We start from the raw sequence: 22618 nt of genomic DNA on the forward strand, positions 1-22618 counted from the left end.
AGTTTATAATTGGTAAATCTGATCGAGTTTTTTCAAAACAGCTTTCCAGTCGTAAAGTTTAGTTACCAATTCTCTGGCATTGTTTGCCAATCGAAGTTGTTCGTCAGGAGTTTCAATCAGGTGTTTCACTTTTCTAGCAAATTCAGCAGGGTCGTCCGCCACCAACACATGGGAGCCATTTTCAGCGGCAATGCCCTCCAGCCCAATGGTTGTGGTCACCACTGGGATTCCTCTTGCGAAGGCTTCCAGTATCCTTACCCTCATTCCACCCCCAGCCAGAACAGGCACGACCATCACAGTAGAATTTTCCAAATAGGGGGTCAAGTCCTCAACATAACCAGTTATATCTATATCTGTTCCGAAGGGTTCGGCAAGAGAGAAAAAGTCTTTTGGAGGATTTTTTCCAATTACCGTCAAAGTTACATTGGGTATTTTTTCTTTGACTAATGGAAATACCTCCCGTAGGAACCACCTGATTCCGTCAGCGTTGGGAGGATAGTTTAGGGAGCCAATTGTCAAAATTTGATGAGTGTTCTGTTTCCGTTCCACGGGTTGAAGTTCCTGGGTGTTTACTGCAATTGGGATAACATGGATTTTGGACTTGAGAAAATCACCATCGGAATTGGGGAGTAATAAACTGCGGTCAAATTCGGTTACGGTTAGCACATGATCTACTCTTTGAACCAGCTGCAACTCGTAATTTTTTAGTTTTTTTGCCTCTTGGGCAAGAAATGGACGTAATAATAGAGGGGAGGATGAACGCATACGCTCCAATATAATCCAGGTAGCGTTATGCGCATCGAAGATTGTTTTTAAGTCTGGAGAAATCCCGTTCGGGCGTAAGATAAATTGCGCCATATTGACCTGGTCAATGTGGATTACATCAAATTTTTCATCAGTTAGCAGATTCTTAATAGCGCCAGCCATGGATGAACGATAGTCTCTTTCGATTAAAAAGGGGGTTCTTTTTAGTTGACTGATTAGCAGTGAATAAGCATCACGTAGTTTTGTCCGTCGGAGAGATATTGGGATAACATTCTCGCATATTTTACGAATCTCGGGTAGAAATTTTTTTTCTTCTAAGCGAACAAAAGTTACCAATGTGATGGAATGACCCCGTTCTGCAAGATACTTAAGAACATGCCAGGTTTTGATTCGAGGACCGGCATCAGGAGGATAAGGAACGATTTGTGTAAGAAACAGGATTTTCATTGGATTGATTTATAAACGAGGAAGTGAAGAAATTAAGTATTTATAATTTTCTCGAATTTGTTTTTGGTGATCCTTTTGCCGAGGGGTGATCCTGGCGCTTATTGGAGAAAAAGAAATTCGAATCAGCGATGCAACCAGCAAAATCAATTTGTAAATACCGGCTGCAACTTGACCTTGATGCTTCTTGAAAAATTGAGTTTTCGCCCGATAAAGTTGTAAAAACATCTCTCTGGCAAATTGCGAAGTGCTTTGACCTCCATAGTGAATTACTTTCGATTGGGGCACCCAATAACACTCAAAGCCCGCCTTGGCCAGTCGGTAACAAAAATCCACCTCTTCGGAATACATGAAGAAATTCTCGTCGAGTCCCCCTAACGAATCCCAGGCGATTTTTTTAATCATCATACTTGTTCCCTGGATAACATCGCACTTGTGAGGCAAATTTCTGTTCCAGGTTGTTTGTGGATAAAGACCGATTGGAATCAGTTTATCCAGATGGAGTAACCGCCAAAGTTCTCGAAATAAGGTGGGGAATGGATAACAGGACATTTGAAAACTGCCATCAGGGTTTTTCAGGTAAGAACCCACTGCACCCGCAGAAGGATTTTCAGAAAGGAAATAAACCAGCTCTTCGATTGCCTTATCTTCAACAATCGTATCCGGATTAAGCAACAAAAGATACTGTCCTTTTGCAATGGTGGCGCCCAGGTTGTTTGCAGCAGCAAACCCCAAATTTTTAGAGGATTGGATGACAGGAATTTGCGGAAATTTTTGTTGGAGAGAACAAACGCTGTTGTCGATGGAGTTGTTATCCACAACAATGATTTCAAAAGGAACTTTACATGAATGCCCAACCAAACTTTCGATACAACTGGTCAAGTAATTTTCTACGTTGTATGAAACGATAATTATCGAAACAATTGGATCGAATTTATTCATTCGCTTGAAAATTCTGCTTTTTCCTTAATTCGATAAATACCAAAGCACCCATAAAAACCCAGCCCAAAACACTTGCCCGGAATCCTTCCATGCCCACATTGTAGACAAAGGGAATAACCCAATCACCAAACATACCTGCTGCTAACACTCCACCCACTCCCCCTAACGCAGAGTAAACAAAGGCATATTCAAAATTTTGGTTTTCGATTAATTTTCTGGCGCGCCATCCGGATGAAAAAATTTCGAATATGAGCCAAAAATAGGCAGCCAAACCCAGAAGTCCAATCTGAGCCACAATGTCAATGTAGTTATTGTGTGAATTGAAACTGACCGAATATCCCAAGATTCTGTAGAAAGGTGTAAAAAAGTAATAGTTTGAAGGCCCCAGCCCGAAAATGGGATTTGCTTTAATAATTTCCCCTAAAATTTTCCATGCCTCAAGCCGGGTGACTAAACTATACTCGTTATCACCGCCCATAATCAGGTCGTTGGTAAACTGCGAGGAGATTAAGAAGAGCAATCCTCCAAGGCCTATCAACGGAATGGTCAATTTCGGTCTGGTAAAGAGAACCACAAAAAAGACTGCTACTAAAGCTGGAAACCATCCTGATGTCCAGGATTGTTTCATAATAAACAGATTGTAAAGTATTGCAATGGCGCTAAAGCCTAATAAAATTCGTAATTTCGGTGAAAGACCATGATTTAAGTAAGCCTGACCGAATGTCAAAACCAATAACCAGAGCCAGAATAGACTGTCCAAAACTGCTCGTTGAAAAAAACGATTGACATAAGGGCGAAATGGAGGGATAAGAAAAGCAAAATTATAAATTCCTCCCAGGATGATAAATACCCAAACCGTGGCTTGCAACCACTTCAGGTCGGTTAATCGGTGGATGGTAACAATTAAGGTTAGGGTTAGCAAAATAAATAACGACAGACCGCCCAGTTGGGAGAAAAGTGAGGCGGATCTGCCCGGATACCAGGGTAATTGACCAAAGAGAAAGGCAATTATCGCCACTATAATCAATACAATTGACGGTTTAATTACAGCCGCAGGTAACAGGCGAATTTGTTTTTGCCTGGTGAGCATATCGAATACCCATAATCCAATCATGCCGATTGAAACAATCATGGCACTATTGATACTGGTTTGGGTGCCTGTGCTGATCCGAATAGGTACGATAAGACTTGCCATTATTAATATCGGGAAGCCGGCGCCGGGCCATTTCAGGAGTACCAATGCACCGAGGATCACCACGAAAAACCCGATAAAAAAATAAGCCAGTAGATTGCCCATCGCCAGCATCGGCGAGAGAATGGCGATAAGAATTAGCAAAACCGGGATCACAATCCATTTGAACAAAGGATGATCGGGATTGAAAAATTGAGCTGAGTTTGGAATGGATTTCATTATGAATTGGTAAGCGAATTTATCGTCTGGTTTAACTTTTGTCCAATGACACGCCAATCATAAACTTTTTCGACTAACATGCGCCCTTCCTGCACAATTTTTTCTCTAAAGTTCTGGTCTTGCAGGATTTGAACAGTTTTATTTGCAAAATCTTCAGGGGTATTTGCCAGCAAAAGATGTTGACCATGGTTGACTTCCAGCCCCTCCGCACCTTTTGGGGTTGTGACCACAGGGGTACCGACTGCCATGGCTTCCAACACCTTCAGACGAGTGCCTGCGCCATGGCGTAATGGTACCACACAGGCAGCGCACGAAGATACCAAAGCATGAATATCTTCGACAAACCCGGTGAAAATTACCTTGCCTTGATAGTCGGGAAGTTTGTGTGTATCCACGGCGTCATTCTTCCCCGTAATTAGAATTTCGCAATCGGGTATTGATTTTAGGATGAGGGGAAAAATATCAGAAAGGAAATAATCCATCGCGTCGAAATTTGGCCAGTAGCTCAAGGAGCCATTAAAAATCAATTTATGATTGAATTTATGGATGGTTCGAGGTGGGGACAACTTAATTTCTATACCGTTTGGAATTGGAACTATTTTTTCTTTGCTAAGATCAATATATTCAACAGCACGGGATTTATCCAGGTCCGAGCAGACCAAAGCCAAGTCAAATTTTTGGTAAAGGTGATTTTCGTAATTCTTAAACTTCCGGTAAGCCAGATAACGCCTTTGTTTTTGGAAAAAACCCTGAGCATTTATGTACAAATCTCTTAACATCAAAGCTAATAAGTTGTCCATATCCACAACCCGAAGGGTTTTGGTAATTTGTAATGCATATGGAGCGGTTACAAATGTTAGAGCAAAAAGCAAATCGGGTTTCCATTTCCTGGCAAATTCTTGTACGGCTCCAGCCATTTTTGCGGAATAACCAGCAACAACTGCGCTTGGTCGAGTGGAAAAAAAGCCCAGCCACGTTTTGAATTTTGAATAATGAAACGGATTTTGGTCAACGATGATTACCTCTTTGCAGTATTGATGAAGATGTTCAATCCATTCGTCTTTCACATCCATGTCTTTAAACGATATCACCGCAACCTCGTGTTCCTGACTGAGGCTGCGGATCATGTTATAAGCCCGGATTTTGCTTCCTTGAATGGGGGGATATGGGAACCAGGTTGATAATATCAGAATTTTCATCGTTATTGGGTTTTATTAATCTTCAAAAAAGGTTGACCATTCGGTATTCTGAAACTTGATTTTCAAGTCTTCGTAGTTTTGGATAATTTCCGAAAGAGGTTTTTGGATTTGTTTAAAGGTTTGGGCTTGAACTGGATATTCTGGGAGACCTAAAAACTGTTGGATTTTCTGAATTTGTCCAGTGGTATTTTCAGAAAGGTCTTCATAAATGACTTCAATCATTGGATGGTCTTTAAAAAACGAGTCGGCTTCCTGTTCCCATTGGCGTGTTTGAATAAAATCCTTCAAAAGAGCATCGTAATCGAGTTGGTAGGATTGAAGATGAGTTTCTTTACCGTTAGTATTGACCCACTGGCCAGTTTTTACCGCATTCTCACGGGAAAGATGGGTTCTGAGAATGTTTCTTCTTTTGATATGAATGATGCGAATATCTTTTTGATTATTGATAGTATGCCAGATTTGGGCAAAGGGATTTTCTCTTGCATGGTAATAAAATAACTTAAAGCCCAATGCTTGATATTTGGCTGGTATTTTACGAAAGACAATTTCCTCAAGAAATTTTTGAGGATCGTTTTGATAAACTTTGACAATTCTTGTAGTGGTTGGGAATTCCGGGTGGTCAAAATCAATTGCATCCTGGTTGCGAAATATTTCCCCTAAAACCAAAGCGGCAGGATGAGAATTGAGCAGACTTCGTAGAAAGTTACTTCCAGTGCGGGAGCGTCCCAAAATAATGAATTTTGTATAGGTGCGGGTTGTGGGGAAAAAACCAAATTCCCATGCAATTTCTTTTATTTTCATTCGTTGTTTATGGAAAAATTGTCTCATATTGACCCATGAGGTAACCGATGGTGATAATGGTTAATCCAGAATTTTGATTTTTCTTCTAGCCCCGAAGTGATTAGAGTAAAAATCAATCATGCCCTGTAACAAAGCATTTCGGTGAGGTTTTTTATTTTTCCAACGAGGTAGAAAACTCCATGCTAACAAAGTTCGAAATAATGCGATGTTGACGCCAACTCGATCTGAAAAAGAGGCACGGTGTTTGGAGAGCGTCAACAAGCGATTGCGAGTGGCGTAGTAGGTAACATTTGGGGAGGGTTGATAGTTTCTCTGCACGCCTTTGTGCCAGATTTTTGCTTGAGGAACCATCCACACCTGCCATCCGGCAGAACGAGCACGAATACACCATTCGGTTTCTTCCCAATAATAAAAATATCTTTCATCAATTCCACCGACCTGCTCAATCACTTCTCTTCTAATCAATATGGCACATCCTGAAATCCAATCCACTTGGATTGGCTGGATAAATTGCCCCTGATCCTGTTCATTTTGACCAATATGGATTGCCTGCCAACTTTTGGTAATTTTTCCTCCGGCGCTTTGAATTATTTCAGGTTCATCAAAATGGTAAACCAGAGGCCCTAAAATCCCAGCTTGCTGGTTAGAAATACCAAATTGGATTAAGTGCGAAATTGAAAGAGGATCAAGGATGGTATCTTCATTCAGGACGAAAACCCAATCAGCGCCAGCCTGTAAGGCGGCGTGGATTCCTGCATTGTTGTTGCCAGCATACCCTTTGTTTTCGGTTAGTCGAATAATTCTGGTTTGAGGGTATTGATCACAAATTGCTTCAACCGAACCGTCAGAAGAAGAATTGTCCAGTACCCAGGTTACAAGATTCGGATAGCGGCAATTTTGTAGAGAAGATAAACAGGCTAGGGTATCGTCTTTTCGATTGGTGTTGAGAATAATAATGCCAATAAGAGGATCACTCATTTTACTCTAGCCAGACGGCGGGTAAATTTTTACGGATTTCAATGTGCTTGAATTTTTGGGACTGGCGAGAGCCAAATTGCTTGACCCACGCAGCCATTGCATTTAATCCGTCTTCCAGTGAGGTGACAGGACGCTTACCAAAAACTCTTTGAATTTTTTCATGAGACGAATAGGCATCTTTGACTTCGTTACGGGGTGGCAGATGAAGGATTTGAGGTGACACGCCCATCGCTTTGGCTACGGACAATGCCAGCTCATTAACCGAGTAAGGCTGATCAGCGCCGATGTTAAACACCTGGTTATAGGCATCAGGAATTTGAACGGACTCCGCGATAAGCGGGGCAACATCTTTTATGTAACTGAATGCCCGGGTTTGAGTACCGTCCCCAAATATGGTCATCGGCTTGTCTTGTAAGATCTGGTTCATAAAGATGCCAACAACATTTCTATAACGGTCACCAATATTTTGTTTTTCCCCATACACATTATGAGGGCGGAAAATGATGTAATTCAAACCAAACATGTCATGGCTGACGCGTAACTCCTGCTCGACCGCCAATTTAGATATTCCGTAAGGGTCTTCTGGATGAGGGGTATCCTCTTCGCTCATCGGCAATTTGGGACTTGCTCCATAAACAGCAATGGAGGAGGTAAATACAAAACACTTAACTTCGTGATTGATGGAAGCATTAATCAAATTAATACTTCCGAGCAGGTTATTCGTGTAGTTGAAGTGTTTGATAAAGTGGCTCAACCCTTCGGCTGCATAAGCAGCCAGGTGAAAAACATAATCAAATTTTTCTTCTTGAAAGATATGATGGATGAGTTGTTGATCTGTAATGCTTCCGTGAATAAAGCCAGCTCCTTTGACGATATTATCTTCAAAACCACCTGAAAGGTCATCCAAAACAATCACATCGTATCCACGGGCAATCAATTCCTCGCTGACATGCGAACCAATGAATCCCGCACCGCCGGTAACTAAAACTTTTGTCATTTATACCCTCATTTATCCAAAAAGATATGTGTAGATTGGTTTCAGGAAAGAATTAATGGTCATTTTCATCAAAACCAATGGAATTGATAATCCAACAACGACTAAAATCAGGAAGAAAAGGAGGGGAAGCCCCAATAATTGTGGAAAAAAGTGATAAATTCCCCGCGCAGCGATTATCAAGAAAAGAGAATGAGCAAGAAAAACCCCAAAAGATTTCGGTCCTAATTCTTCGATCTTTTTACTGAAAGGGAAGCGAATGTTGAAGAAACCAATAAAAGCCGATAAAATTGCTGCGGAATACAGGTTGTCTATGAGCGTCTCATGGGGGCCGATCCATGTTTGACCCGATTGGATTAACAGCCACTCCCATTCGAAAATACCCGCGATGAAGAAAACAACAGAGATGATCAATAAAAGCCAGCGTATTTTGTGAAAATTTTCCTTGATCTCAATTTGACGAAAGCCAATGATCATTCCGAATGAAAACCAAAATATATGACCAATGAAAAACCACCCCGAGTTAATGAAGGAAAAGAAGGGGGTAAGGGGCAGGTTCATACCAATAATCACGGGATAATCCGCCAGCTTTGTAAGTGCTTGTAGCAGGGCAGTGGATGCTAGAAGGATTTTCCAGTTCCAGTTGACCAGTCGGATCAACACAGGGGACAAAAGATAAAGAGAAATGAGTAACGGAACAAAATAATAGGCTTCGGCAGCCTGACCGGTAAGGTACATGCGCAATAATTGGATTAGAGTATAACGGGTATTTTGGAGTGCATTGAAAATGATCATCAGGGTTGACCATAACAAGTATGGTATTGCCAGATACTTGACACGGCTGACAACAAAATTCCAATCTAAGGCTCTCTTTTTGCCGGCGCTAAATGCTGCAAAAAAACCCGAAACCATCAAGAAGGCCGGAATACTCGGAATTATCCATTGTTCCAGCGTTCTAAGAAGAAAGTAAGTAGATGAGTATAGTTGAGAGAAGTCCGGTGAACTAAGGGCGGTATACCGATGAACCCACCAAAACATAGCAACATACGTCCACCCAATCGAGTGATTGATGACCACATTAATAATCGCTATACCATTCAGTAATAAAAACCGTTTTGACATAAAGGATCATTCACCCAAACAAGTAACCATAAATTGGTCGCAATTTTGTAGAAAAAATAATTTGCATTCCCAACAAGGGTATTCCAAGACCGGCAATAAAAATCAAGGCAAAAAAGAGTAGATGATTGGGTAAAATCCAGGGGGTAAATAAATAGATCCCTCTTGCAAAAATTTCCATGACCGGAACGTGAGCCAGATAAATTCCAAAAGATTTTGCACTGAGAAAATTAAAGGTCTTATTGAAAGGTAATTTGATCTGATCGCCGAGAGATAAAAAGAAAAGCAAAATAGCAATCTGATAAAACCCATCAATGATTGTTTCCCGGCTCTGGAGTGGACCCTTAAAAACCTCCCACTCGATGAAGCCTGCTATCAAAAAGAAGATGGAAGCCAGACCAAAAACCGTATTCATTCTTTGAAGCGATGGTTTGAATTTTGATAAATGCAATCCCGCCACTATTCCTGCTGAAAACCAGAATACTCTTGTGATAAATATCCATTTGGGAATTTGAGGTAATGATTGGATCAATTCCCCCTGAAATCCCCAAAGTGATAATGTGACCGGTAAATGAATAAAAACTTGAATCAGACCGGTGACAATCAGTAGAACTTTCCAGTTTTTCCTGGCTGCGAAGATAAGCAATGGGGCAATCAAGTACAGTTGAATAATGAGTGGTACATAATAATAGGCAGGAGTTGTTGAACCAATTAATAAATTGGTCAAAATTCGTCCGGGGCTAAAACTTTTTCCCTCCACCAAACCCAGACCAAGAAAAAAGATTGACCAAATCAGATATGGAATCAGCAGTCCTCTAATTCGTGTAAAGGTTTGTTTAAAATTGAATTTGGAGGTATGCCGTCCTGCCAAAAAAGCAGCGAAATACCCGGAAACAAATATAAAGGCCGGGATACTGAAAACAACCACTTGTTCAACCGCCCGTAGAAAATAAAAAGATGGACTCGAGGCGAGGGCTTCGATAGGGATGCTGATTGGGTAACGATTACTCCAGGAAAACATGGAGGTCATTACCCAACCGGCACTATGAAACAGGATCACGCAAAATGCGGCGATACCATTGAGGTAAAGAAGGTTTTTGCTCAGAGGAGATCCTTTTTAATCCTGAGATAGTTGAGTAAATTCCGGTAAATCATCAATCGGAATACTGGTCAATTTTGACCGGAGAAGGTGATTCTCGGTTTTCTCGACGGTTTCAATATACTGCCTCATGGCGGCCAGAACGGGAACTTCCTTACGGTCGTAGACCTCTCCTTGAAGGAGACGAAGGACTTCTAGTCGGTACTTTTTGGATTGAATAAAGTGGGTGAAAAGGGGCAGCAATTTGTAATAAAGTCGTATGAATTCATACCAGACACTTACTCCTGCTCTCATTTTTACTTCGTAAGGTTTGAAAGCAGCTTCGCTGAAATCGCCGGTTTCGAATGCTTGCTGGATGAATTGGGAACCGTATTTTGCCGAATACAAGGCGATACTGACGCCAGAGGAAAAAATGGGGTCAACAAAGCGTGCAGCATCCCCAACCAGAATGAAGCCATTCCCTACAAATTTTTCCATCGAATATGAATAGTCGCCTTCTTGTTTAAATTCGTTGATTCTTCGAGCTTCAGAAAGAGCGTATTTCAACCCCTCATTTGAATTTGCGTATTTGTTGAAATAACCCTCTACATCTCCTTTGGATTCCATAAATACTTCCTTCTCGGCGACAACACCCATTGAGGTGATTTTATCGGTGATCGGGATTTGCCATGCCCATCCTCTTTCCACCGGAAGGAAGTAAATATGGATAAAGTCTGCTGTTTCCGGTTCACCGCGATTTACATTCTCAAACCAGGCATGAACTGCGTATTGATTGAAAATTGGATCCTTTTTCTTTATTCCCAACTGTCTACCCAGAAGCGTGTTTCTTCCGCTTGCATCAACAATCATTTTAGCGGCCAAGTCAACTTCCTGGTCGGCAATTTTCACGCGCACGCCAGCAGCGTACCCTTTTTCATCAAACAACACCTGTTTAACTGTAATTCCCTGATAAACTTCGCTTCCAAGTTTTTCGGCGTGTTTGAGTAAAAGTAAATCCAGTTTTCCGCGATCAACATGGTATGTGTAGGGTTGATTGATACCCTCTTGGGGAAATTCATCAAACCAAATATGAGAAGCGCCTCTGCCTTTAATATCATGCCATGATGCACCATACTTGTGCGGAAAACCTTCTTTTTCCAGGATGGGAAGAAAGCCGATTTCCTTGTACACCCGCGTGGAGGACGTAACCATTGACTCGCCCACATGAGGACGCGGATGGATTGCAGACTCGAGAATTATGTTCTTGATGCCGGCCATGGAAAGATAACTTCCCATGACCGAGCCAGCAGGACCACCACCGATAATTATTACCTGATTCATTTTATGCCTCCGCTTAGAGTGTTGAATAGAGTTATTTCAATTCGACAGGGCGAAAATTAACCCCATAAATAAGAATAGATGGGCTTGATCGGAAATTTTCTCGAGAGGTGCATCATCAGTAATGGGATAGTGATACCCATGAAAACTAAAATTCCGAGCAAGATCACGGTTTGACCCAAAAGAAAGGGCAAAACATGGTAAATCAATCTGGCGCAGATTTCAATCACAATGACATGGCTCAGATAAATTCCATACGAATTGGCTCCTAAAACTTCAATATTGGAGGAAAGAAAAATATTCTTCCCCATAATGACATAAGCTAGAAGAAGCAGCGAATACAACCATTTGGTTATGAGGGATGACTGGGAATTAATCCAATCGTTCCCACTTGCATTAATCAATAACTGGAATTCGATCTGTCCAAAAATCACGAAAAATGCAATAAGAAAAAGAATCCACCAGCGATGATTTTTTAAAAATGATGTAATTTTTTCACGATAAATGAACAGTGATAACCCGGCTATAAACCACAATAAATGGGAAAGAAGGTAACCGCCTTTGAATAAGTTTAAAAAGTTCAATGATTGCGGCAAGCTAACATTCAGAATCTTGAAGTACCAGGTAATACCGGATAGAAATTGGAGTAAAAACCCGATTCCGACGGCAACAAGAGGAAATTCCTTGACGGCACGAAACAGGAATGGAGATAATAGAATCAATTGGATAATTAGTGGAACGTAATAAAAAGGACCATCCGCCTCGCCGAGAAGAAATACCCTGGCCAATTTTGTGAGGGAATAACTATCGCCTTCCATTAGCCTGAATACAACTGTAATTGATGACCAAATGATATAAGGAATCAACAGATAAATTATTCGTTTTTGGAGAAACCGGTAACTCTGGCGGATTGATTGATGATTGAGGGAAAATCCATATAGAAAACCGGACACAAACAAAAAAGCGGGTACAGCAACACCGGCAATCTGATCGGTTATCCTGAGAAAAATTGAAAAAAGATTGGGAGAGAATAGGGATTGGGGGGTGGCATTGCTCACAAAGCGGTGTCCCCAGAAATTGATGGCTGTTATTGCCCAATAAATAGAATGATGATATACAGCAAAAAGGATGGCAATTCCATTGAGCAAAAGCAGTTTTCTTATCATTAGAAAATTATCCACCAGCAGCAGAAAATGAGCTCCACCCTGCTTTTCTGCCAGCCAGAAAGGTTATTAGTGCTTTGCTGCCAGTTTTTGATCAAGATAGCTGCTCAGCGCATTCACGCTCATAAAGTTTTCTATTACCACGTCTTCATCTGGGACGGTGAAGTTAAATTTTTCTTCGATGAACGCTACCAATTGAAGAATTCCGAGAGAATCGATTATACCCTCGGCAAGCAGGTCTTCATCGTTGTTAATCGTCTTTTTCCGGCCTTTGGCAAGTTCGTTAAGAATAAAATTGTTTATGATCATTTGTGTTTCCATTTCCAGTCCTCCGTTTGGTTTAAAATTAAAAATTTTTAATCGCTCTTTCTTGCAATTCCCGCCTGTTGATTTTACCGGTTGATGTTCTCGGAAAATCATCGGATATAACGATTTTGGCTGGAATTGCGTAGTTTGGCAATCGCCCGGAAAGGTGTTTAACTAAGTCATCCTCACTCAATTTCTCTCCTTGAACCAAAATGATGGCAGCTTCAATTAAATTGCTGCCTTCAACATCAGGGACGGGATAGGCCGCGGCTTCATGTACGGCGGGATGGGACAACAATGCTGCTTCAACCTCATCCAGTTCAACCCGATAACCCCTGGTTTTGATCTGCCGATCCTTTCTTCCCAAAAATTTGTAATTTCCGTCAGGCATTTTTTGAACCAGATCGCCCGTTCGATAAAAAATATCTTCACAATAACCAAACATCGAGCGCCGGAAAAATCCTTTTTCGGTCAGATCCGGTCTTCCCCAGTAGCCTTTCATGACCGTCCCGCCCCTGATCAATAATTCACCGATTTGGCCGTCAGGTAAAGGTTTCCCTTCAGTGTCAATGACCAGGTCCTCTGTGTTTTCACAAACAATGCCAATCGGGATTGGCTCATCGGAGTCTTCCGATAAAGGAGCGACATGGTAGTAGGTACAAACATTGGTTTCGGTAGGACCGTAAAGATTTGAAAAGCGCGCCCATGGGAGTGTCTTCATAAGATTTCTTAGATGCTTGGTTGGGAAAGGCTCGCCAGCAAATAAAACCCATCGTAAAGACGAAAGGTTCTTTGAATCAAGCCCGCCCCTTTCAAGCATTTGAATCAACGCAAAAGGTACGGAATACCAAATTGTGATTTTTTCATCTTGAATCCACCTGGCCATGCTGGCAGGTAATTTGGTTATTCCTTCTGGAATAATGACGGTGGTGGCGCCGGCGATTGCGGCAGCAAAGAAATCGAAAGTGGAAAGATCGAAATGGAGTGGGGCGTGATTACTGATGTGATCAGAGGATGAGATTTGATAAGTTTGCACCGCCCATTCTGCAAAAGAAAGTCCACTCCGGTGAGTGTGCATGATTCCTTTGGGGGTGCCCGTTGAACCGGAGGTATAAAGGATATAGGCCAGATCCTGTTCAACCAGATTTATCGAGGGTTGTGAGGATGGATGACGGAAAATTTGATTCCAGGAATATGAAGGAACATTAATTTCTACGTCATTTTGAATTCCAATGATTCCCTCGAGAGTTGTCTTTTCGATGATTTCCTTGAGGTTGTCTTTTCTGGATTCGTTCGTAATTAGGAAGCGAATTTGACAGTCATTTATAACAAAGATGAGGCGATCAATGGGTGCGAATGGATCTAAAGGCACATAGGCGGCACCTGCCGACAAAATGCCATAAATGGCTACGGCAGAGTTGATATTTTTATTCATATAAATTCCCACGCGGTCACCCCGTTTTACGCCCAGATCAACTAAGAAGTTTCCTAATTGGGCTGAATTTTTAGCTAATTGATCATAAGTTAATTCTTCCTTCTGAAAACGGACTGCTGGATGTCTTGGGCGTAATAGAGCATTTTCATAAATTGCAGAATGCAAGAGGTAGCGGTAGCTCATTTTTTCCTCGCGTATTCGTAAGTTAAACTACAAATCTACTGATCTACTGAATTGTGGAAATCGAAGGATCATTTTCTGTGAGCGATATTGATTTTTTTTCACCCAGGAAATAGGTCATTAATGGGCCGGCGGCCACTGAAGTGATAATGGCGGTGATAAATAAAGAAACAAAAATTCGTTCATCAATTAATCCATTGGAAAGACCGATCCCTGCAAGAATAATTCCAGTAGCACCGCGCGCATTTAATCCACTGGCTATTGCAAATACGCGGCGATTGATTTTCATACCGGCTATTTTTGCGCCTAAGAGGACGGAGAGAAATTTTGAAACAATAGCGCTAAGTAGAATAACTGTGAGCAGGGTAAAGTCAAAATTAATAATAAAATTAGCTTTCATACCAATTGAAACAAAATAGATTGGTGCGAAAAATGCCATGACAAATTGAGAGATGACGGTATGGGCTTGTTCTGCTTCGGGATGTTTCCCCGCAACTACCGCCCCGAGTAAAAATGCCCCTAAAAAGGCGTGTATTCCTAAAAATTCTGCTACGGATGCGACTAATAAAATGGCTAAAGTAGTAAATGCTATAAAACCACTTGGCCACGAGACGGATTTTCTAATGAATCTCAGAGCTTGCGGCGCAAACCTTCTACCGAAAGTCAGCATTAGAATAAAAAATGAAAGGATTAAGAAAATAGTTTGATCAGCGCCGAGAGAAATTTCCCCAGCCTGGGGGCGATGAGTAAAACTCAACATGATTGCAAATAAAGTCCATGTGATTGAATCGTCAATCACCGTGGCATTGAGGGTGATTAACCCAATTTCTTTTTTTAGAAGACCCAGATCCTGAAGAATTCGTATAATAACAGGATTGGCGGTGTTCGCCAGGTTAATTCCAATGAACAATCCAAAAATAATCAAGTTTTTCTGTGCAATCGGTCCCCAAAGGGCTGAGGGAAGCAGATACACCAGTCCAACTCCAAACGCAATGGGAAGTATTGTGCCAAACAAACCAATAAAAAATGCGTATCGGCCAACATGATTTGTGTTTGAAAAATTAATCTCGAGGCCAGCAATGAACAAGAAAAATAGCATTCCCATTTTGATGGACGCATCACGTAAAATACCAACTTCCAAAGAAGATTGGAAAAGCCACTCAAAGAAATCGGGAAATAGCCAACCGAGGATAGTTGGACCAAGTAGGATGCCGCCAATCAATTCACCTAACACAGAAGGTTGTCGAAAGCGCCGCATGGTTTGTCCCATGACTAATGCGCAACCCAACATGAGAGCAATTTGAAGAAAGAACTTAATCAAATCTTGATTACTCATTAAAGTTGTGGTTTTCTCTCGACGGAATTAATAAAATTGCACTCGATATTCCTTACAGCCGCATCCCAACTCCACTTTTCCTGAACGCGCCGATACCCATTTTGACCATATTCAAGTGATGTTTGGGGATTTGAAAGAAATTCAAAAACTGCACGAGCAAAGATTTCTTCGTTTCTTTCGACCAGTCTTCCGCTGATTCGATCCTGGATGGTTTCAAGTAATCCACCTTCTTTTACTCCAACTACGGGGGTTGCACATGCCATTGACTCGAGAGCAACCAGTCCAAAAGGTTCTCGATGTGGGGCATAAGCCGTCAAAACCGCCTGATTATATAATTCGACCAATTTTTCGTCGGGAATGCCTTCTAGGAATTGGACTTTTACACCAAGTTGATTGGCGAGATTGTTCAAGTAGTGAAATTCTTCCGGGTTTGAAAAATTACTTGAGATAACCAATATTGGTTGGTGATGAGGGGGTATTAAAGAGATTGAGCGAATAATGAAATCAAATCCTTTTAGCGGGGTTAATGAGCCAACCGAGATGATCATATTCGTCTTTTGGACCCCCGTAAGGGGTTTGAACTTATCCGTGTCCACGCCCAGGTAATTGACTTCAGCATGGATTTGATAAATTGACTGGACCTGAAATTTCGTATAGCCAGAATTAACATATACATGACCGGCTTTTTGAATATTAAAAAGATCATTACGTTTCGCCATTGCTTTGTAATAGATTAAAAAGGGATCGACTCGGTTAATGGCTTTCCGCAACCTTGTTTCATCTTTGTAATATGGGCGTTGAGGGGCTTGTTCATAAAGAACTCGAAAGGGTTCATGGCAATAGTAAACGTTGGGTAAATCGGACAGGAATCTTATGAGCGAGGGGGTGTTTTCAAAACGACAAGGTTCAACGAATACCAGATCCGGTTGTTGATTGATGATGTCTTGTGCAATAATTTCATTGAGTTTCCTTAGTCTGACCAAATCGGAAACTCGGATAATTGAATTCAATCTTCCCCAAGGGGAACGGAATAATTTCCCGGATCGAAAACCGTAGACATTATGAGACTTTACCAAAGGACGTATGTCGCAAAAATCGTGATCGGCGCTTGAAAGGGAAAACACGTTGATTTCATGACTTTTGGAAAGTCTTTTTACGATTTCAAACAAAGATCTTTTTGCCCCGCCTGATGATAAATTATGATAGATCGCTATTTTCATAGGTTGTCAATTCGAGAAGGGAGACACAGGGGCGGTTTCCGGTCGTAAATTTTCTCTAAATTTGAGGATGGAATGCAAAATAAGGGGGCTAATGGTGTACATCAATCTGATAAGATAAGTTTTACGATCCTGGGGACAGAGGAGCACGGCTTTTGACAACCACTTTTTGAGATAGATTTTTCCGGCTGAATTTTGGATGAGACGTTTTATTACTGCAAGTCTGATCAATCGGTTTTGTTCGCAGGCAGGGATTTGAGAAAAGGCGGGATGAGACATTAATTCTTCAATTTCTTCCTCATTTAAATTTAGATTGATGAACAGATCGTAAAATACATAAACTCTGGTTTCCTGTTTGCATTGATTGAATCTCGGTAAATCAATCATTTTTCGCCGGCAATATTTTAGAGATTGGTTTTTTCTATCGTTCCCGGTTGTAAGCGTAATGTTTGTTTGATGAACGCGGTAATAACATATCTGTTGATTGAGATAACCGAACAGGATAAACTGAGATAAGCGGGTAAAAAAATCCCAGTCGGGTCCAATGACAATCCGTTGATCAAATTCAATTCGTGACGAGAGCGTTTTTTCACTCCGTAACATAACGGTCATGGGTGGGCCGAACACATCGGAAGCTCTCACAAGTTGTTCGAATAGATCACCCTCAAATGGGCCTCGCCTGTAGTTGGAAAGAGACGAGAGAATTTTATCGTTTGAATCAACATAAAAGCCATCACAATAAACCCCATCTTTTTCTGGATGTTGATTCAAGTAACTAACCATCAAGGCTAAAAAGGAGGGATGATAGAAGTCGTCAGCGTCTAAGAAAGCAAGAAATTCTCCCTGAATATGAGTAAGTGCGTGATTACGGGCAGCAGCTTCTCCGGAATTCTCTTGATAAAAAACTCGTATGCGTGGGTCTGTAAATTCCGCAATGATCTTTCCGGTTTGATCGGTAGAGCCGTCATTAATCAGGATTAATTCCCATAAATGATAGGTTTGATTTAGCAGGCTTGTAATGGCTAATCGGATAAATCTTTCTGCATTATAGGCGGGCATCATTACTGAAACCAAGCCAGCCTTCAATGATGGGGTAAGCGATGTCATTTTCTCTGTTCTATAACTTGATTGATGATAGAGATGATGTTTTCAGCGGTTTTTCTCCACGTATGCATTTCCTCGGCTTCCATTCGTGCTTGCTGACCAAGTGATATCGTTAATTTGCGATCGTTGGCCAGTAACTTTAGCGCGTCAAGAAGGGCTTTTTCGTCACACGGGGGGATGATCAGTCCGGTTTTGTTATGAACGAGGGTTTCAGGCTGTCCGTTTTGACCAGAGGCAATGATTGCCAGACCAGCAGCTTTATAGTCAAATAACTTTAGGCCAGAAAATTCACTCCAGCCGCAATAAGGAGATAAACCAATTTCGCAAGTTGCCAGGATTTCGGCATATTCCTCTGGTGATAATGAGCCAGTAAAGGTAACTCGATCCTCAATGCCCAACTGTTTGGCAAGGGTTTGGGTCTCTTGCAAATCGCTTCCTGAACCAATCATAAACAAGTGGGCGTTTATTCCGCTCCTTAACAATTCTCGAAAAGCATTAATGGCGAGTTTCGTGCCGTGCCACGGAAAAAAACTTCCCAGATAGACAATTCTAGTTTCGGCTTGAGGATTTTTATTCTGAAAATTTGCCAACTCGTTTCTGCGAAGCAGATTGACTAAAACGGTTCCGTTCTCAACCACGCTTATCTTGTCTTGAGCTACACTCCATTTTTCGATCAAGTTTTTTTTCCATCCCTGACCAGAGGCGATGATGTGGGTTGCTTGTCCGAGCGTAAAACGGAAAAGGGCTTTGGAGATTATTAACTGCAAACCACCCGGTATTTGCCCTTTGGATTTGAGATCAAGCAAGGGGTCTCCATTAAATTCCAGAATCAGGGGGAGCCCCCTTTTTTTTGCAGCAAGCAGGCCTCCGTAGCTCATCCAACTAGTTCTTTCGTATAGCCAATCTATACCACTTAAATTTTCTAAAATTACATCAGAAAAACGCTGACTTTCATAGTAATTCACATACGGAAGGCGAGAAAGGGTTTGAAATTTTCGAATGGGGCGTTCAAGAAATTTTTTTTGTCCATTCCGAATACTCGAAAACTCTTTTAAATCCTTGCTGATCCAATAATCGTTTCCCATTCCACCGATAAACAGGATTTGATGCCCCATCTCTTGCCATTCGTGAACGATATGACGAATATGATTGGCGGGGCCATCAAATGGGGGAGTGCGAAGTTCGGGGCTCAACTGGGCAAGGTAACCAATTTTCATTGCAGTGCGACTTCTTCAATACTCTTCCGGATATTTTCTCTAACCAAAGCGCTATTACACTTCTCCAAAACGCGATCACGAATATTTTTTTGCTTTTGAATCTTTTCATTGTTAGAAAGATTTTCATATTCTAAAATTTTGCTCCCCAATTCTCTGTCGGTAAAAAAAAGATTCTCTTCGGGGAGTAATTCTTCTGCTCCTGGCCACTGATGTGCAAAACAGTAACAACCACTTACAATGGCTTCCATTGGGGAAACCTGTAGTCCTTCCGAGTAACTGTTTGAGATGAAAATATCCACCTTTTTATAGAACTCTAAAGGGTTTTGGATGTGTCCATAAAAGGTAACTTTATTGTCGTTACCCAAACGCACGGGCAAATTGATAACTGCATCATGGTAATCGAGGAAACGTGGGTGAGCCCCCCCTCCAATATGTAAGTGATATCCTTTTTTATCCAACCCCAATTCATAAAAAGCCAGAATGAGTTCATAGACTCTTTTTCGGGGAGTAAGATGTCCTAAAATTCCGATATTTTTCTGGAATATCCGTGGTTCATAAGGAAATCTTTCTGGATTTATTGCTTCAGGTAGCACACAAATTTTCCGCTCATTTCCGGGAAAACGAGCATTAAACTCCCTCCGCTTTGCTTCACTGACCAAAATTATTTGGTCTACCTTTGACCAATCTACTTGATTGGCCCACTGGTAGAGTTCATAACGATGTAATCGCGTAACAATTGAGGTTGTCTTTGGAAGTTGGGTGGCAAATGCTAACAACTCGCTTGCCCACTCAAAAAAAACGACTTGGTGATTGGATAAAAAATTACGCAATTGATATTCAAATTGTTTTTTTTGAATCCGCTCACGAAAGAACGGAAACTTAATTTTTGGGGGTTCAAAGACATCTACAGCATGATGTTTTTTTAACTCCTGATAGATTTCATCAAAAAAAGCCCATGTTTCGTTAATAACAATACCGATTTTCATGCTTTGGATCTTCAATCTATGTAGTATTTATGCCAGAGTTCAATAGCCATCAACGCCCCAATTTTTACGGCATTATTTTTTCCACCCATGTGATCCTTAACAACTTGGCGGATGCTTTCTGGTTTAAAGTAACCCCTTTCCAGAGAAATGGAAGAAAGAAGTGTTTGTTCAACCCATTCGCGCAGTGCAGTGCGAAACCAGGTTTGATAATCTTTGTAAGGACGATGTTCGGGACCAGCGAGCCAACCGAATCCGGCTTTACGTAGGTGCCACTTGATAAACTGGCCATTTCGGATCATGACCTCGCGGGCACAATGGGTCAAAGGTAAGTGATCGCGTGGGGTTGGAATGCGAGCCAGCCGGGGATATGCACGAATAAAACTATCTATCATCAACTTCCTCTCAAAGGCAAGATACGGCGGCACGGTCATCGAAAACTCAACCAAATCATTATCGGTAAAGGGCAGCCGGATAATTGCCCTATCTCTTGCCACAAGGACACCATTGATGGTCATGCGAGGAACGCGTTGGGTAAGATCAAAAAATAATCTTTGGGTTGCCATTTGTCTTACTCCGGCGGAGCGTACTCCCTGTTTGTAATCTTCAACCAGACCATCTCCAACGTCTCTTAAGAAAGATTCAGTGAATAATCCCGCGTGTTCCGGGATGTCAAAGGTGAGAACACGATAGTCGCGGTAGGCTTGCAAATGCTCGTGTATCTCTGTTTCGCGATCATAATCAGCCCAAAATCGAGGACGCAAGCCAAAACCGAACATGGCATCACCCATGAAGCCTTTGTAAATTATCTGAGCAATTTGAGTTTCATCGGCCAAATTGGCAATGGCATGAAGATTGACCAGATTACCCATGCCGTCGGTTAGCTTGACCGCTTTTTCGCCTTGTTTCAACAGCCAGTCAGGCTTCAGTTCAAAAAAGTGATGTGGTGTTCCAACTACGCCGGCCGCCTCTTTTGCATAACGGGCATCATCCGACCCCGGTATACTCCACGTAAAAGTATGAAGGTTAGAAGGACCTAAAATATCGGCAAGAACGGCTAATAAAAATCGAGAATCTAAACCACCTGAAAGCATTATCCCTTTTGCCTGACTGCCGCCGATCTGTCGTTGAACAGCCTTTTTAATTTCCAATAAAAATCGTTCCTGATAAGAAGGTGGCTCACAGAAAGGGTAAATATCAAGAAATTGAAAATGAAAGTATCGCTTGAGGGTTAATTTACCGTTTTGATATTTCAGGATGCTACCTTGAGGAAGCAGATTTACATCTTCGAGTAAGGTATTTTGATGTAAAAGGTGGTCAAATGTGAGGAATTCTTGAATCGCAACTCGATTCACACGTCGCGGCGTAGTCTGATCTACCAATATTCCTCTGACCCCAGAAGCAAACAAAAAATTCGATCCAAAATTTGCATAATAGACTGGATGTAGTCCCAGCCGGTCGTTCATAACAATAATGGTGTTATTTCGATTATCAAAAAATGCTGCAGAAAAAGCCCCATTTAATTTAATTGAAAAGGAGTCGCCTTCGAGTAAGTACAATCCGAGCAGAATTTCTTCATCTGTTTCACATTCAAAATTGTGTTGATTAAGTAAATTTTTCAATGGTGTCGTATCGTACAATTCTCCTTCAAAAACCAACCCAACGTTTTTGTTCTTATCCCATAAAGGCTGGTGATTTTGATTGAGAATCCCCAATGAATTTCTTCCCAAACCCCACCCTTGTCCACTTTCAAATTGTCTCAAAAAGCGATCCTCCCAATCCAATGCAACGGACATTTTCTCAATGAGGGTCTGGCTTTCGTTTGTTGATATATCTTTCTTAAAGCCGTAAATTCCCGGCATGATCATTTACCTTTCAAACTAAAACTTCATCAAACATTGATTCGAATGGCGTACCCAAATACTTTGAGCGGATCTGCTCAAAATTTAAAACCACTTCTCTTAGGTCGTCGCTGGTATTTTTTAAGGTCTTCCCTTCAACGGGAAATGGATCTACACCTAAAAAGTCAAAAACCTTTGAAAGAACTTGATCCCGGTTGATTAGCAAATCCTCGTACACCATTTTTAAGGTGGGCAAATTGAGCTTTTTTGTGAAATTAGTTAATTCTTCATCTGCCTGAATTCTTTCCAATAAGTATTGGTGAAAGACTTGCGGGTCTATTTCAAAAGCAGGCAAGCGTTCTTTTTCATTGTATAAATTCCAATTACCGGTAACATCATGCAAGCGCCTGGCATTGATTCTGGAAACTACGGCTTTGACTTGATTTCTTCGTTGCATTTGGATAATACGGACTTTTTTTTCAATCAACAATTGCATAAAGGAGCTTTTATCCAAAATATCCACTAGCTTGGTCTTAAAACCTACAGCACCATATTTCGTGACCAACGGCGGACTAAAAAATCTTCTTGCCCATTCAATCTGATCTTCTCCGCTTGCCCCTTTTTGCTTCATCACAGCAAAACGTTCATAAACAGATTGAATTTGAGGATGGGATGTCAAAAGGCTAATCATGTAGGTGCTGCCATCCCGTTCTATGAATAATATTACGTATGGGGTGACTTGCGAACGTAAGAAAAATTTACGCATG

20 protein-coding genes are annotated in these 22618 nt (G+C 41.4%); all 20 read right to left on the reverse strand.

All coding sequences use genetic code 11. The features are described 5' to 3' along the window. Positions 1-3 precede the first annotated feature (3 nt). The 20 genes from AC812_RS02040 to AC812_RS02135 all read right to left on the reverse strand — a co-directional run bounded on the left by AC812_RS02040 (position 4) and on the right by AC812_RS02135 (position 22617). A complete protein-coding gene (locus AC812_RS02040) occupies positions 4-1212 on the reverse strand; it encodes a glycosyltransferase family 4 protein (protein WP_082149079.1) in 1209 nt (402 codons plus the stop codon). Between the two features lie 9 nt (positions 1213-1221). Beyond that, positions 1222-2151, reverse strand: a complete 930-nt coding sequence (locus AC812_RS02045; protein ID WP_061916543.1) for a glycosyltransferase family 2 protein — start codon at positions 2149-2151, stop codon at positions 1222-1224. Continuing rightward, on the reverse strand, positions 2144-3562 hold the full coding sequence (locus AC812_RS02050) for an O-antigen ligase family protein (RefSeq protein ID WP_061916540.1): 1419 nt from the start codon (positions 3560-3562) through the stop codon (positions 2144-2146). Before AC812_RS02050 ends, AC812_RS02045 begins: the two co-directional genes overlap by 8 nt. After that, entirely contained in the window at positions 3562-4761 is a 1200-nt protein-coding gene (locus tag AC812_RS02055) for a glycosyltransferase family 4 protein (protein WP_061916537.1), read from the reverse strand. The genes AC812_RS02050 and AC812_RS02055 overlap by 1 nt, the downstream gene beginning before the upstream one ends. A 15-nt stretch (positions 4762-4776) precedes the next feature. After that, a complete protein-coding gene (locus AC812_RS02060) occupies positions 4777-5562 on the reverse strand; it encodes a sulfotransferase (RefSeq protein WP_061916534.1) in 786 nt (261 codons plus the stop codon). Between the two features lie 60 nt (positions 5563-5622). Continuing rightward, positions 5623-6540, reverse strand: a complete 918-nt coding sequence (locus AC812_RS02065) for a glycosyltransferase family 2 protein (RefSeq protein WP_061916531.1) — start codon at positions 6538-6540, stop codon at positions 5623-5625. Position 6541: 1 nt separating this feature from the next. Beyond that, complete coding sequence (locus AC812_RS02070; RefSeq protein WP_061916528.1) at positions 6542-7537, reverse strand: NAD-dependent epimerase/dehydratase family protein; 996 nt, start codon at positions 7535-7537, stop codon at positions 6542-6544. 12 nt (positions 7538-7549) lie between these two features. After that, entirely contained in the window at positions 7550-8656 is a 1107-nt protein-coding gene (locus tag AC812_RS02075; RefSeq protein ID WP_082149077.1) for an acyltransferase family protein, read from the reverse strand. A gap of 10 nt (positions 8657-8666) precedes the next feature. Beyond that, positions 8667-9758 carry an acyltransferase family protein gene (locus AC812_RS02080; protein WP_082149076.1) on the reverse strand — a complete coding sequence of 364 codons (1092 nt, stop codon included), beginning with the start codon at positions 9756-9758 and terminating at the stop codon, positions 8667-8669. A gap of 12 nt (positions 9759-9770) precedes the next feature. Then, positions 9771-11072 carry an NAD(P)/FAD-dependent oxidoreductase gene (locus AC812_RS02085; RefSeq protein WP_082149075.1) on the reverse strand — a complete coding sequence of 434 codons (1302 nt, stop codon included), beginning with the start codon at positions 11070-11072 and terminating at the stop codon, positions 9771-9773. Positions 11073-11128: 56 nt separating this feature from the next. After that, positions 11129-12235: an acyltransferase family protein gene (locus AC812_RS02090; RefSeq protein WP_061916518.1), complete on the reverse strand. Its 1107-nt coding sequence runs from the start codon at positions 12233-12235 to the stop codon at positions 11129-11131. A 66-nt stretch (positions 12236-12301) separates the two neighbouring features. After that, positions 12302-12553 (reverse strand): acyl carrier protein, encoded by a 252-nt coding sequence (locus AC812_RS02095; RefSeq protein ID WP_061916515.1) that lies wholly within the window; start codon positions 12551-12553, stop codon positions 12302-12304. Positions 12554-12578: 25 nt separating this feature from the next. Next, positions 12579-14156 carry an amino acid adenylation domain-containing protein gene (locus tag AC812_RS02100; protein ID WP_061916513.1) on the reverse strand — a complete coding sequence of 526 codons (1578 nt, stop codon included), beginning with the start codon at positions 14154-14156 and terminating at the stop codon, positions 12579-12581. Positions 14157-14199: 43 nt separating this feature from the next. Further along, positions 14200-15489 carry a cation:proton antiporter gene (locus AC812_RS02105; RefSeq protein ID WP_061916510.1) on the reverse strand — a complete coding sequence of 430 codons (1290 nt, stop codon included), beginning with the start codon at positions 15487-15489 and terminating at the stop codon, positions 14200-14202. Next, the gene (locus tag AC812_RS02110; RefSeq protein WP_082149073.1) at positions 15489-16709 is read right to left on the reverse strand and encodes a glycosyltransferase family 4 protein; all 1221 of its coding nucleotides are present in this window, start codon (positions 16707-16709) and stop codon (positions 15489-15491) included. Before AC812_RS02110 ends, AC812_RS02105 begins: the two co-directional genes overlap by 1 nt. A 6-nt stretch (positions 16710-16715) precedes the next feature. Beyond that, on the reverse strand, positions 16716-17813 hold the full coding sequence (locus AC812_RS02115) for a glycosyltransferase family 2 protein (RefSeq protein WP_061916504.1): 1098 nt from the start codon (positions 17811-17813) through the stop codon (positions 16716-16718). Then, positions 17810-19027 (reverse strand): glycosyltransferase family 4 protein, encoded by a 1218-nt coding sequence (locus tag AC812_RS02120; protein ID WP_061916501.1) that lies wholly within the window; start codon positions 19025-19027, stop codon positions 17810-17812. Before AC812_RS02120 ends, AC812_RS02115 begins: the two co-directional genes overlap by 4 nt. Next, positions 19024-20013, reverse strand: coding sequence for a glycosyltransferase family 4 protein (locus tag AC812_RS02125; RefSeq protein WP_061916498.1), 990 nt, complete (start codon positions 20011-20013; stop codon positions 19024-19026). The genes AC812_RS02120 and AC812_RS02125 overlap by 4 nt, the downstream gene beginning before the upstream one ends. Positions 20014-20024: 11 nt before the next feature. Next, positions 20025-21872: an asparagine synthetase B family protein gene (locus AC812_RS02130; RefSeq protein ID WP_062158761.1), complete on the reverse strand. Its 1848-nt coding sequence runs from the start codon at positions 21870-21872 to the stop codon at positions 20025-20027. Positions 21873-21885: 13 nt separating this feature from the next. Beyond that, the gene (locus AC812_RS02135) at positions 21886-22617 is read right to left on the reverse strand and encodes a sulfotransferase family protein (RefSeq protein WP_061916492.1); all 732 of its coding nucleotides are present in this window, start codon (positions 22615-22617) and stop codon (positions 21886-21888) included. Between the last annotated feature and the right edge of the window lies 1 nt (position 22618).

This window comes from Bellilinea caldifistulae (assembly GCF_001306055.1).
Lineage (GTDB): Bacteria > Chloroflexota > Anaerolineae > Anaerolineales > Anaerolineaceae > Bellilinea > Bellilinea caldifistulae.

Excerpts from the sequence above, each read along its gene's own strand:
- AC812_RS02040 (WP_082149079.1), bottom strand. The coding sequence starts at position 1,212 with ATGAAAATCCTGTTTCTTACACAAATCGTTCCTTATCCTCCTGATGCC.
- AC812_RS02045 (WP_061916543.1), bottom strand. The coding sequence starts at position 2,151 with ATGAATAAATTCGATCCAATTGTTTCGATAATTATCGTTTCATACAAC.
- AC812_RS02050 (WP_061916540.1), bottom strand. The coding sequence starts at position 3,562 with ATGAAATCCATTCCAAACTCAGCTCAATTTTTCAATCCCGATCATCCT.
- AC812_RS02055 (WP_061916537.1), bottom strand. The coding sequence starts at position 4,761 with ATGAAAATTCTGATATTATCAACCTGGTTCCCATATCCCCCCATTCAA.
- AC812_RS02060 (WP_061916534.1), bottom strand. The coding sequence starts at position 5,562 with ATGAAAATAAAAGAAATTGCATGGGAATTTGGTTTTTTCCCCACAACC.
- AC812_RS02065 (WP_061916531.1), bottom strand. The coding sequence starts at position 6,540 with ATGAGTGATCCTCTTATTGGCATTATTATTCTCAACACCAATCGAAAA.
- AC812_RS02070 (WP_061916528.1), bottom strand. The coding sequence starts at position 7,537 with ATGACAAAAGTTTTAGTTACCGGCGGTGCGGGATTCATTGGTTCGCAT.
- AC812_RS02075 (WP_082149077.1), bottom strand. The coding sequence starts at position 8,656 with ATGTCAAAACGGTTTTTATTACTGAATGGTATAGCGATTATTAATGTG.
- AC812_RS02085 (WP_082149075.1), bottom strand. The coding sequence starts at position 11,072 with ATGAATCAGGTAATAATTATCGGTGGTGGTCCTGCTGGCTCGGTCATG.
- AC812_RS02090 (WP_061916518.1), bottom strand. The coding sequence starts at position 12,235 with ATGATAAGAAAACTGCTTTTGCTCAATGGAATTGCCATCCTTTTTGCT.
- AC812_RS02095 (WP_061916515.1), bottom strand. The coding sequence starts at position 12,553 with ATGGAAACACAAATGATCATAAACAATTTTATTCTTAACGAACTTGCC.
- AC812_RS02100 (WP_061916513.1), bottom strand. The coding sequence starts at position 14,156 with ATGAGCTACCGCTACCTCTTGCATTCTGCAATTTATGAAAATGCTCTA.
- AC812_RS02105 (WP_061916510.1), bottom strand. The coding sequence starts at position 15,489 with ATGAGTAATCAAGATTTGATTAAGTTCTTTCTTCAAATTGCTCTCATG.
- AC812_RS02110 (WP_082149073.1), bottom strand. The coding sequence starts at position 16,709 with ATGAAAATAGCGATCTATCATAATTTATCATCAGGCGGGGCAAAAAGA.
- AC812_RS02115 (WP_061916504.1), bottom strand. The coding sequence starts at position 17,813 with ATGACATCGCTTACCCCATCATTGAAGGCTGGCTTGGTTTCAGTAATG.
- AC812_RS02120 (WP_061916501.1), bottom strand. The coding sequence starts at position 19,027 with ATGAAAATTGGTTACCTTGCCCAGTTGAGCCCCGAACTTCGCACTCCC.
- AC812_RS02125 (WP_061916498.1), bottom strand. The coding sequence starts at position 20,013 with ATGAAAATCGGTATTGTTATTAACGAAACATGGGCTTTTTTTGATGAA.
- AC812_RS02130 (WP_062158761.1), bottom strand. The coding sequence starts at position 21,872 with ATGCCGGGAATTTACGGCTTTAAGAAAGATATATCAACAAACGAAAGC.
- AC812_RS02135 (WP_061916492.1), bottom strand. The coding sequence starts at position 22,617 with ATGCGTAAATTTTTCTTACGTTCGCAAGTCACCCCATACGTAATATTA.